Origin of the sequence: Acinetobacter sp. YH01021, assembly GCF_013420255.1 — a bacterium.
GTDB lineage: Bacteria > Pseudomonadota > Gammaproteobacteria > Pseudomonadales > Moraxellaceae > Acinetobacter.
In genome coordinates, this window is record NZ_VOYO01000006.1 from 39,988 (window position 1) to 51,560 (window position 11,573).

Genomic DNA, 11,573 nt, shown 5'->3' on the forward strand with positions numbered 1-11,573 from the left:
CCCACAATTTCATTTATTCTTGAATTACACGCTCAACTTGGTTTTGTTGCCATGTTTCATAAGTCAGATGGTTGGTCGAATCTTTCCATTCTTTACGGCCATTACATGCTCTTCCCAAGATGACTGCGCCTGCTGCTGATGGACTTGAAAATAAATAGTCTTGATTGAACGTATAGGTATTTGGATCAATGATGTTATTTTCAAACAACTGTGGTCGAAGGTTCTTCATATAGTTGTGTGTAGGTTGACTGACATCTCTACGTACTTGGGAGCCTTTGAGTACATAGAACTCACCATCAATGATTTTTGCTTTGGCTTGAATATCTCTAGCGGATAGGTAGAAATCTGCTTCTGTGTTGAAGCTCTCCACTGAAGCAGGAGCAATACTATGTACTTTTGGCTGTTCACTTGGATATTTCATTTCCTTGAGGAATGTATATCCAAGGGCAGGGAGAACCACTTGTATTTGTTCCAGAAAGTATTCCATATCCGCTGTATCTGATTCAGGTAAGCGGTTGTAGAGGTGTGCTGTGCCATTTTTGAGTAGGCATTGTCCGCTACGCTTCGCAATATCGATCAAGCGACTTTCAAGGTACTTAATGTGGGTTTTGGTGATATTTTGGTCTTTACCTGTGACCAGACATACTTTTTCCCAGAAGTCCTTTCCACCTGCGTCTTCAGTACGGTTATGCTGTTTCAAACGGTTAGCGACATCATCCGATTCACCAATATAGACGCTTGGTAATGAGTCTTCGGGATCTTGACCCACAAGGAAATAGATACCTGTTCTGGCACATTCTTCTCGTTGGATGAGATCCAAGAGTTTAGTGCGTGGTGCTGAAAGAACATGACCAGTCCAGTTGATGATTTCAGCCGTCAGGATGCCATTAATCGAACCATCCACCAAAAACAGCTTGATACTTTTTCCGTGGGTCATTGTTTTCCCCTATACAAACATCTGTTGCAACAAGCCTTTTTTCCATTGTTTGGCCTGTTCAATTTGCTGAGCTACGACTTCAATTTTTTGGTCCATGGCTGAAAGGAAATTAGCGATTTTGGTTTGCTCTTCGAGGCAAGGTATTCCAATATTGAATTTGGAAAGTGTTTCCTTCGTAATAGTCTTAATAATACCGCCATCAGCTTTTTCTTTTTCAATATTAAAAAGCAAGTACAGAGCATACTTAAAATAGTCTGTATTAATAGGCATTGAATAACTTTGAAAAATCAAAAGCGTTCGATCTACATAAGCATCGTATTGCATTTTTGCGACACGACCAATTGAGCCTTGTAGAGTGATAATTAATGTTCCAGTTTTGGCAAAAACACTTTGATTTGCTGCGAGCTGACTAATTTTGATTTTTGTTTTATCTTTTAACAGCATGTTATCTGCAACATCATAAACTTGAACGAATGGAAACCCATTTTCATTTAACCATTCAGGCAAACCATAGGGTTGAGGAAAACTACCACGTCTATAAGAAGCAATTTCTGAAATTCTTTTATCCTCCCACTCCCCAAACTCACTTCCATCATCAGCCTTGAAGCGAATTTGCTGACTGAACAGCTTTTGCATCATGCCTTGTTTGTATTGGCTCAGGAGTTGGTGTTTTTGCGTCAATTGACTTATTTTTTCATCTACTGCGGAAAGAAAAGAGGCGATTTTTCTTTGCTCTTCTTTGGGAGGAAGAGCAATATCTACATTGTTGATCGATGTTGTATTTAAGCTAGGAACGCCAGTTGCTTCATTTAAGCCTGACCAATTTACTTGAAGAGCATGTTGATACAGAAATAATGGGATACTGTTATCTTTGATCTGAGTATAAAAAAGAGTATCGACCGTCCAAAATTTTTCATCTACATATTTGGGTTGATCAATAGTTCCTTTTCGCCCGATCAAAATGCTTTCACCATCATGAAGGTATTGATCGGCATAGCGCATGATTCCACCAGTACCATAAACTGGATAAATTCCTTCATTTAATAGCTTATGATCTTTACCGTATTTGATCGTCAGGACATCTTTATATTTTAAAGAACTCCAACGCCCATCAAACTCTTTGAATCGTAACTTTGGCACAGACATTACTTCACCTCCGCAAACGGTGAATCAATGCCAAGCTCTGTGCAGAATTCAGCAATCACTTTGTCTGTATTTTGGCTTTGCTGCTCAAGTGCTTTCAGTTGCTGAGCAATGGTATTCAGATCAATTTCATCTTCCACTTCAAAAGTATCGACATAGCGTGGAATATTCAGGTTGTAGTCATTGTCTTTGACTTCTTGCAGCGTAGCAACCTTGGCATATTTATCGATGTTCTGACGCTGTGTAAAGGCATCAATAATCTTATCCAAATGCTCAGGCAGTAACTTGTTCTGGTTCTTCTGTTTGTCAAAGTCATTGCTAGCATCAATAAACAGAATATCACCTGTATGGGTACGATTTTTCTTGAGCACCAAGATACAGGTTGGAATAGATGTGCCATAGAAGATGTTGGCAGGTAAACCAATGATGGTATCTACCACATTCATTTTCTCAATCAGGTACTGACGAATCACACCTTCACTTGAGCCACGGAACAGTACACCATGTGGAAGAACAACGGCCATCGTGCCTTGCTCATCCAATTGATGAAGCATGTGCTGAACAAAAGCCATATCCGCTTTTGAACTTGGAGCTAACTTACCATAACGGCTGAAACGCTCATCTTGTAAGTAAATAGGATCTGCTGACCATTTTGCAGAGAAAGGAGGGTTAGCCACTACAGCATCAAAGCGCATATCGATATGCTGAGGACGTGTCAGTGTATCTTCTTGCTTGATATCAAACTTGGCAAAATGTACATCATGCAAAATCATGTTCATACGTGCCAAGTTATAGGTCGTGCGGTTCATCTCCTGACCAAAGATCATATCTACGTCTTTGACTTCACGCTTAACACGTAATAGCAAAGAACCTGAACCACAGGTCGGATCATATACAGAACGTAAGCGCTCTTTGCCTTGTGTGACAATTTTGGCAAGGAGAGTAGATACAGTTTGAGGAGTATAGAATTCACCTGCTTTTTTACCTGCACCAGAAGCAAACTCACCAATCAGGTATTCATAAGCATCACCCAAAACATCAGATTCTGAGTTACTCAAGTCAAAATCAATATTGTCGAGATGAGTGAGTACTTTACTGATTAACTCATTACGGTCATTGGCGTTGTTACCCAACTTGGTTGAGTTGATATCAAGGTCTTCAAACAGGTTAGCAAAGTCATCTTCTGACTCAGCACCTAATGTACTACGTTCAATCGCTCTTAGTGTTTCGGCCAAGTCATCCAGAATAAATTGATTTTGACGACCACGTTCTGCAAGGCTATGAAAGAGTTGACTAGGAGATAGGGCATAACCCACTTCATCTACCGAGTTTTCTTTGATACCTTCGATCAATTCTGCATGGTCAGGATTACTTTCATTCAATTCATTGTACTTTTCCACCATGCCTTCATCTTTCAGAAGCTCATTGGCAAAGTTAATTGCTTTCTCAGACAGATATTTGAAGAAAATGAAACCGAGGATGTAGTCACGAAACTCATCAGCACCCATTTTTCCACGTAAATCATTGGCAATATTCCAAAGCTGTCTTTGTAGTTGTTGCAATTGAACCTGGGTCATCTTGAACCTTATTAAAATATGAAGCAAATTGTGGTTAGTTTACCGATAAATACTATTTTTATCATGTAATAAAAAGAGTATTGCGACAGATTTTGGCGTATAGGTATAGCCTATTCAGCTTTTTATTCATAGCTGTAAGAAACCGTATTTCTTGAAGATATTATTTATGTGGTCTGAAGCCAAAGGAGTGACCATGAAAAAATATTATCCAGAACTTGAATCAGTGTCAGATGTATTGGAATGTATTCCGCATCATCAAACCCAATCCATAGCGAATGCAATTCGTGTCTGCAATGATATGGACAGTGATAACGTGACCAAAGTCTGTGCTGTATTGAAAGTCATCTTATAAGTAAACCATTTCCATTTTATCTATCCCAATATGCCATTCGGTGTATTGGGATTTTTTACGTCTACAGGAATCAAAACCATGCAACCACGTATTCATGACAAAATAGGCTATAACCTGATTCATACTTTTACCTGCAATAAATTGTCTGATCGTGCTGAAGGTCAACTGCACTATCAATTATGGCAACACAGTGAAGATCAATCTTTTGGTATTGCATTAAGCAAGAATGAATCTACAGGAGGCTTTAGTGCAGAACTGATCAAAGTCGATGAGATTATTCAACTGCTTGGTAAGTTATACCAAGAAGGCAAGCCTTTCCATGCTACCGCATTGAAATCACTGTTCATTGGTAAGTCAGTCAATAATTCAAGTTTTTTAGGGGCTGTACTGGTCGATCAGAACGTGATTCATACCCATCCACAAACTGCACGTTTGCTGGAAGTCAATGAAGACTATGAACTCTGGTCAATTGGTCTGGAAAGCCATCTGAAAACGGGGCAAGAAGATATCGATTCATCTCACGCTGATAAAACTACTGGACTGAAATCCACAAAAAAGCGTCAGCATAAAACTGCTGAAAAAGTTGAATCTACTTCAATGGATGAGGGTAGTGAAGATGAAATTGATCAAGAGTAAATCAGATATCCAGAAAGTGCATGAACAGCCCATAGCTCATGCCATTCTTGAAACGATGCAAATCCTAGAGCATCAGTATGAAGAACCTTATCAAGCCACCCTACATGGGTGGTTTGTTGTTTGTGAAGATGAGCAAGACCTGATTCAGCCTTTTGAAAATCTTAGCTTCAGTCTTTCTGAAAAGCTGAACATGGGAGAGATTGAGTTTGTTGAAAAGAAAAAGGATTGGTTTGAGATCTACATCATGCTTAACGACAATGAAGGCATTTTGGTCTATGTTCCGAAAGCCATTTTTGAACAACATCAACTACAAGTGATGTAGACCTGTAACACCACTCCTGACGTAGCAACCTCACTATTAACTTTAATCTGAGCGAATTTTATGACCAAGCGAAACTTATTTGCTTTAGGCCAAGTCGTGTCTACACCGAGTGCACTTCGCTTCGCTGAAGCTGAAAACATTGACTTACTGGCATTACTTGCACGACATCATCAGGGAGATTGGGGTGATGTGTGTGAAGAAGATCGGGAATCCAATGAAGAAGCTTTGCTGATGCAATTACGTATCCTATCCAGCTACAACTTTTCCAAGGATAAAATCTGGATCATAACCGAAGCTGATCGATCAGTAACCACGATTTTACTGCCCAGTGACTATTGACCGTAGCACGTACCGTAAAATGAACCGTAAAGCTTTTCGGCTTTACGGTGATTTTTTTGGGACAATAATTAGTTGGTCTAAGATATTATCTAATTGCCTTTTTATATTTTTTATAAGAATATGAAAAATCAATTGAAATTAATAATTTGAATATTTACTGTGGTAAATTAAATTACTTATAAAATGTATAATTTTATTGTCATAAGAAATTTATTACCACCTAAATACCATTGTTCTTTATTGAGAAAATTTTATGTTAGAAACAATAGGATCAGCTCTAGCTAGCTTAGCTATTCTTGCACTAATTGTAGGATTAATTAACCCTAATTGGGTGTTGTTTGGTAACATCAACAAAACAAGAGGAAAAGTCATTGCAGTTTATGGCTTTGTATTTATTTTTGCTTTTGTTGTGCAAATCATAGGTAGTCCAAATTCTTTCGAGACTGGTAAAAAAGCATTTTTAGAAAAAAATTATGATTATGCAATTACCAAATTGGAAAATATCGAATCTACGGATAAGAATTATACTGAAGCGCAGGCTTTGCTGAAACAAGCTCGGACACTTCTTTGGCCTTCAAAGTTTGAAAAAGCAAAAATTGCAGCTTCTAACCAACAATATAGCCAAGTCATATCTCTATTATCTGATTATCCTGCTGATGAAAAAGGGTTTGCGGAAGCTAGTAAGCTATTAAAGTATGCCGAAGAAAAATTGGAAGAAGAACAGCACCAAAAACAAGTAGATCAAGAAGCACAAAAGATAGAGAGTGAGCATATTGAAGAGATAAAAAGCGCAGAAAAAGAGCGCAAAAAGGCACTTGTTGATTATCCTGAGTGTGATAGTAGCGAAGCCACTGAGAACGTTATAAGTGTATTAGCAGATTCACCTTTAGGCCGTGCTCATGGTTATTCATTAATTAAATTAAATAATGTGACAGAAGTTAGTGCAGTACTAACAGAACGGAAGTGTGAAGGCTATGCATTACTCAATGATGGTAATACATACCCAATTTCGTTTCGATTCTATCGTGATGGGGATGATATTTTGGTTCAAGCCCAAATACTGGGTTTAGAGTAATTACTACGGTTTATTCAGCTCTTATCACGATGTTATAACTTGATTTAATTTTCACTGATATCTTATGCCTGTATCCCAATAAAGGATATGGGCTTTATTTTATCTTATTGAAATACTAAGGATAAGCCAAGTCGTGCCTACTCAAAACGCATTACGATTCGCCGAAGTTGAGGAAAGTGACTTGCTCGCATTACTTGCAAGACATCATCAGGGATGATTGGGGTGATGTGTGTGAAGAAGATCGGGAATCCAATGAAGAAGCTTTACTGATGCAATTACGCATCCTATCCAGCTACAACTTTTCCAAGGATAAAATCTGGATCATAACCGAAGCTGATCGATCAGTAACTACGAATTTACTGCCCAGTGACTATTGACCGTAGTATGTACTGCGGAAGGGATCATTAAGTCAGAGGGTATTAAGATAAATTTAGTCTTTATACAATAAGGCAAATGTCTAAGAAATATTCTCTGCATATTTGGTTGCGCTGTGATAAAAGTATGTGAAAATCACTTGAAAATTAAAATTTTAGAGATCCATGATGAAAAAAGAAATTTGTACATTATTGTTAGTAGTTACTCCTTTATCTACTTTAGCAGCATCTTATATCCCACAGAAATTTCAGGGTACTTGGGATAAAGCTAAGCAATGTTATACACCTGCTGTTATCAATAAAAAGCAGTATACCCCTGATGCTGATTGGGGACTCGCAACTGTGAACAAAATAGTTACTCATAATGCTCATAGTATTACTGTATACGGTACTGAAGAGTATACTGATGAAGGTAATGTATATAAAACCCCCTCTCATTTAAAACTCACACTGGCTCAAAATGGGAAGAGTCTAAAAATAGTTGGGAAGCATCATGAGTCCAACTACAACGTTCAATACGTGCGTTGTAGTTAATTTAGACTCAATTAATTTTAAAAATAGTGTAGAGGATAATATGAGAAATTTAACACTAATTATTGGTCTAATGGGGGGCTGTGCATATGCTAATGCAGCTCCAAATATATGGTCATCATCATTTAATCATGGCTTTGATGAATATATATTAACCAATAGTCAGAATCAAAAGCTGACTGTGATGTGTAATTCAGCTGCTGCTGATATTTTTGATCACTCTGTAATCGTAGAAACTAAAGGTAAAGAATATCAAAATACAGATTCATCTCGTAATATGGAATTTCTGTTTGATGGTGAATATACAGCAACAACCTCTGGTACAACTGCATGGCGTTCTGCATCAAATGATTGGGATGAGTTTAGGAGTAGGATTTCCAAAGCGAAAAAGATTGAAGTCTTTTATAACAATAAAAAAATTGCAACCTTTCTTCCTACTGTGACAAGTGTAAAACGTGTTGCACACTTAATAGGTGAGTGTCTACCAATGAGTTATCGTGACATGTAAACTAAAATTAAAAAAACAGATTAAGTTCACGGTAATCTGTTTTTTTTAGGGGATTAAAATATGAAACTATTTATTTTTAACATGTTTACTGTGTTTTTCACTATCACAATAGTTCGTTCTTTATTTTTAAAAATATTTCAAAATAAAATAACTTCTTTTAAGAATATTACGAAGTATTTTTTGCCTGTACCTTTTGCCTTTTTTGCATTCGTATTAAATACAATCTTATATGTGGTGGTGATAGAAATATTAGGGGGAGAATTGCAAGAGCAAAGTAGATTGGGAAGTGCTATGTTTTTATGCCCTATTATTACTTTTTTCATTTGTCTATATATTACATATAAACAAGTCAAAGATAATGAGCATTTACTTCGTTAGTAGTAAAATCAATTATTTATTTTCAAGACGGGATTTACTATTCTTATTCATACCTATGACCATGGTAATAAGTAAATAAAATTCAACAAATAATCAAAATGTAAGTAAAAAACCGCAGAATGAACCGTAAAGCTTTTCGGCTTTACGGTATTTTTTTCTTTTTCTTTTGTTGGTAAGGCTTGATAGGTGTACAGGATAAGCAGGTTAAGGGTCTACTAGTCCTTGGGGCTGCCCATTCTAAAAGCTGACAATAGCTATTTTAATCACACTTATTTGCTTCAGTGTAATAACCAGTCTTTGTACTTTTTGCTTTGATAATTTTGTATTTGAACTGAGATAACGATTTTTCATTTTTTCTAAAAAATTCAAGTAGATAACGATTAAAGGTATTTCGGCTAATACGCTTCTTTACTTCTATTGAAATAGACTTTTCTATACTTCGATTTTTACTTTTATCCACTGAATATACCGGCTGATTGAAGTTGAAATTATTGATAAAGCGTTGGTATAGCTCACCAGAACTTTTGAATCCATCTGTATTCAAAATGTGACCCATAAAATGATAAAAATCATCCTCACTAGCTTTCCTCGGCTCACGAAAGTTTTGATCCAACGGTTTGATAAAGCCATGTTTATCATAATAGATGCTACGAAATTCATTTAAACGTTCAGCATCTACAGCATATTGAGCAACTCTGATGTAGGCGTAGTGTTTCTTAAATTGATCTAAGTAATAGTAAGCCTGTTTTTGAGTGATAGGAGATCCACAATAGGGATATGAGCATTTATAGAGCAAAGGAAGATCAGCACTATGAGCTGGGCATAGGGTTACGAGTTCGACCAAATGTTTTGGTTTAAATCTCTTACTAAGTACTAGGTCGAAATTGTTATTTAAAATATTGAAGACATTCTTGGGAATTGCCATAAGTCTACACCACAAAATGAACAATTCTAGATTATAACCGTTATTCGCCAATCATCTACTAAAACGATAAAAATGGAAAATAAGTTCTGCAGACCAGATGTTAGTATTTTTTTATTCATATAAGCTTGTTTTTGTTCCGATCAACTACCAAGGAAATTGCAATGGACACATTAGACGTACAAGTAGCAAATCGAGATGCTGTCGATTTGACTGATGATCAAATAAATGAGCTTTTATATGAGTGCGGTTATTCAATGTCGCAAGACGATGATCCTCTAGCAAATGAACCTATTCTTATTTTTATGGATATAGGAGATTTTTCCCTCGAGGATGAGGATATTGTTCTCAAATAGATTTATTGGCTGTAGGTCAATGGTGACTATCGCCTAGGCGATTCAAGTATGGCAGGCGGTTCTAAGGCTAAAAGCAGTAGTTCTACCATTTGAAGTAAGCAGTCAGCATATAACTGCTTACTTCTTTGTAAAACCACTCTATGGTAAATCTCACATTGTGAGAATGACAGGGTGGAATATTTATCAATTTAAGGTGTTTAAAATGCAAAAAGTTCAAATGAATTCAAAAAAATACTCTCATCTAGGAAATTTTACTGGCCGTATTTTATTGACAAATTCTCAGTCAAAAACTGTGGTAGTACCAGTAACCCATATATTCGATCATCTAGATCAGTTACCTTTAGGAAAGCCTATCCTAGTGAAAAATGCTAGAGCTTTGTTTAATAGTATGAGCACGCAAATTGTGCTGGATCGTCAGATGTATGAACTATTGATTGTCTTCCTAAAAGGACTCTATGCAATCAGACATAATCGTAGTGATAAAACTATAGAAAAGTTACCAAGCAGTGCTACCTTGCCTAGTTATTTACACTCTATGCCAGGTCAATACCCATCTATTCATTTTGCCTGGGACAATGTTCCAGCTGGAATGATTTAATAACTTAAATAGTTATACAAAATTCGCGTTCATTGGCGCCAGAACACGAATTTTCTGTACTAGGCCTTAACATGATTTTGCACTTGATCAGGCGAGAGCATGTAACTGCTTAATCCATTCTATGTCGGTACTTTCACTTGATCGTGATTTATACCGTCAGCACTTTGACACAAATCTATTGGTTTTTTGATGAATAGCGTTAACCCGTTAGGGGTTCGTATGTCTTGAAAAAAGTAGGTTGTACATTCTTATTTTTGTATGTAATTGATTAACTTAAATATATTATTTTTTCTGATATGAGGAGTATGTTATATGTCACTTAAAAATATCGATTGGTCCCAATTTGAAAAGGGCAAAGAATATGATGTCAGCAAATTAACTTCTGGCTTCAAAGGCTTGAAATTTATCAGTAACGCTGAAGGTGTTAGGTTCATTATTCGCCTGACTTACGAAGGTAAGAAAATATCCCAAAGCTTGGGTTCATGTTCTCATAGTAATATTATTATGAAACTTAAAGCTTTAAAGCCACAGGTAGAGAAATACCATCGCTTAATCAGTCAGAAATGTCATCCATTTGCGCAGCAACTGAAGCCACAGGTAGTTACCTTTGGTCAGTTTGCACAAACTGTTTATTTGGTTGAGGCCAAGAGTCGTAAGAAATCTTATGGTGATGATGAATCACGCCTAAGAATGCATATTGCGCCTGTACTGGGGAACTATACCTTTAAGGATATTACATCGGGACAATTAAGCCAGTTAATTGCGGATTTACGCCATCAGAAGAAGCTGAGTAATGCGACCATTAATCGTGTAAGAGCATTATTATCATCAATCTTCAATATGGCAATCGATCATGAGTTAATTGAAATTAATCCAGTACAACGAGTGAAAAAATATAAGGAGAATAACCAAAAAGAACGCTATCTCAATGATGATGAGCTGAAAGAGCTGATGAATGTTCTCAGCCAGCCAACACGGTTTGGCATTAGTAATCTGGTCATTGTTGCTGTAATTAAATTCTTACTGCTGACTGGTGTGCGTAAGCGAGAAGCACTGGATATGCAATGGACTGACGTTGATCTTAAAACAGGCGTATGGCTGCTATCTGAAAACAAGTCAGGTAAGGCCAGACGCATACATTTGAATCAAGATGCTCTGTCTATTATTCATCAGATGTCTAAACAGCATCGTTATATATTCGCCAATCCACAAACAGGCTTGGCATTCAATGATATCCGTAAAACCTTTGACAAAGTAATGGCTATTGCAGGGATCGACAATATGCGTATTCATGATCTACGTCATAACTTTGCAAGCTTAGCCGTGAACAGTGGTCAAAGCTTATATGTGGTACAGCATTTACTTGGACACGCGTCACCACAAACGACTCAGCGATATGCCCATTTGCAATCTGACACTTTACTGGCTGCATCAGAACATGTAGCAAGCAAAATCCGTGAAGCGAAAGTCGCTTAACTCACCTTAATTCAAATCACTTTTTATCTGGGGTGCCATCAAAGGCACC

The 11,573-nt window shown here is 37.0% G+C and carries 15 protein-coding genes and 1 pseudogene; 12 read left to right on the forward strand and 4 right to left on the reverse strand.

Features of this window, described 5'->3' with window-relative positions:
- Positions 1–13: 13 nt before the first annotated feature.
- Genes FTT86_RS06455 through FTT86_RS06465 form a run of 3 tightly spaced genes read right to left on the reverse strand, consistent with a single transcriptional unit; the run spans position 14 to position 3,657 of the window.
- On the reverse strand, positions 14–937 hold the full coding sequence (locus tag FTT86_RS06455) for a GIY-YIG nuclease family protein (RefSeq protein WP_151765382.1): 924 nt from the start codon (positions 935–937) through the stop codon (positions 14–16).
- 9 nt (positions 938–946) lie between these two features.
- Entirely contained in the window at positions 947–2,083 is a 1,137-nt protein-coding gene (locus FTT86_RS06460) for a restriction endonuclease subunit S (protein ID WP_180180858.1), read from the reverse strand.
- A complete protein-coding gene (locus FTT86_RS06465) occupies positions 2,083–3,657 on the reverse strand; it encodes a type I restriction-modification system subunit M (protein WP_180180859.1) in 1,575 nt (524 codons plus the stop codon). Before FTT86_RS06465 ends, FTT86_RS06460 begins: the two co-directional genes overlap by 1 nt.
- A 193-nt stretch (positions 3,658–3,850) precedes the next feature.
- Here FTT86_RS06465 and FTT86_RS06470 point away from each other — a divergent pair, with 193 nt between their 5' ends.
- From FTT86_RS06470 to FTT86_RS06505, 9 genes and pseudogenes are all read left to right on the forward strand, one after another.
- Positions 3,851–4,009, forward strand: coding sequence for a hypothetical protein (locus FTT86_RS06470; RefSeq protein WP_005236238.1), 159 nt, complete (start codon positions 3,851–3,853; stop codon positions 4,007–4,009).
- Between the two features lie 78 nt (positions 4,010–4,087).
- On the forward strand, positions 4,088–4,645 hold the full coding sequence (locus FTT86_RS06475) for a hypothetical protein (RefSeq protein WP_180180860.1): 558 nt from the start codon (positions 4,088–4,090) through the stop codon (positions 4,643–4,645).
- On the forward strand, positions 4,626–4,967 hold the full coding sequence (locus tag FTT86_RS06480; protein ID WP_180180861.1) for a hypothetical protein: 342 nt from the start codon (positions 4,626–4,628) through the stop codon (positions 4,965–4,967). The genes FTT86_RS06475 and FTT86_RS06480 overlap by 20 nt, the downstream gene beginning before the upstream one ends.
- Before the next feature lie 60 nt (positions 4,968–5,027).
- Positions 5,028–5,306, forward strand: coding sequence for a hypothetical protein (locus tag FTT86_RS06485; RefSeq protein ID WP_180180862.1), 279 nt, complete (start codon positions 5,028–5,030; stop codon positions 5,304–5,306).
- Between the two features lie 253 nt (positions 5,307–5,559).
- Positions 5,560–6,381, forward strand: coding sequence for a hypothetical protein (locus FTT86_RS06490; protein ID WP_180180863.1), 822 nt, complete (start codon positions 5,560–5,562; stop codon positions 6,379–6,381).
- A gap of 106 nt (positions 6,382–6,487) precedes the next feature.
- Positions 6,488–6,758: pseudogene (locus FTT86_RS16090) on the forward strand (hypothetical protein).
- 162 nt (positions 6,759–6,920) lie between these two features.
- Complete coding sequence (locus FTT86_RS06495; RefSeq protein ID WP_180180864.1) at positions 6,921–7,289, forward strand: hypothetical protein; 369 nt, start codon at positions 6,921–6,923, stop codon at positions 7,287–7,289.
- The gene (locus FTT86_RS06500) at positions 7,249–7,794 is read left to right on the forward strand and encodes a hypothetical protein (RefSeq protein WP_180180865.1); all 546 of its coding nucleotides are present in this window, start codon (positions 7,249–7,251) and stop codon (positions 7,792–7,794) included. The genes FTT86_RS06495 and FTT86_RS06500 overlap by 41 nt, the downstream gene beginning before the upstream one ends.
- Before the next feature lie 60 nt (positions 7,795–7,854).
- Complete coding sequence (locus tag FTT86_RS06505) at positions 7,855–8,172, forward strand: hypothetical protein (RefSeq protein ID WP_180180866.1); 318 nt, start codon at positions 7,855–7,857, stop codon at positions 8,170–8,172.
- Positions 8,173–8,431: 259 nt separating this feature from the next.
- On the opposite strand, the gene FTT86_RS06510 is transcribed toward FTT86_RS06505, so the two are convergent.
- On the reverse strand, positions 8,432–9,097 hold the full coding sequence (locus tag FTT86_RS06510; RefSeq protein WP_005236232.1) for a hypothetical protein: 666 nt from the start codon (positions 9,095–9,097) through the stop codon (positions 8,432–8,434).
- Between the two features lie 161 nt (positions 9,098–9,258).
- Here FTT86_RS06510 and FTT86_RS06515 point away from each other — a divergent pair, with 161 nt between their 5' ends.
- The 3 genes from FTT86_RS06515 to FTT86_RS06525 all read left to right on the forward strand — a co-directional run bounded on the left by FTT86_RS06515 (position 9,259) and on the right by FTT86_RS06525 (position 11,524).
- Complete coding sequence (locus tag FTT86_RS06515; RefSeq protein WP_180180867.1) at positions 9,259–9,450, forward strand: hypothetical protein; 192 nt, start codon at positions 9,259–9,261, stop codon at positions 9,448–9,450.
- 202 nt (positions 9,451–9,652) lie between these two features.
- Complete coding sequence (locus FTT86_RS06520; protein WP_180180868.1) at positions 9,653–10,048, forward strand: hypothetical protein; 396 nt, start codon at positions 9,653–9,655, stop codon at positions 10,046–10,048.
- Positions 10,049–10,360: 312 nt separating this feature from the next.
- Positions 10,361–11,524: a site-specific integrase gene (locus FTT86_RS06525; protein ID WP_180180869.1), complete on the forward strand. Its 1,164-nt coding sequence runs from the start codon at positions 10,361–10,363 to the stop codon at positions 11,522–11,524.
- The last annotated feature ends 49 nt before the right edge of the window (positions 11,525–11,573 follow it).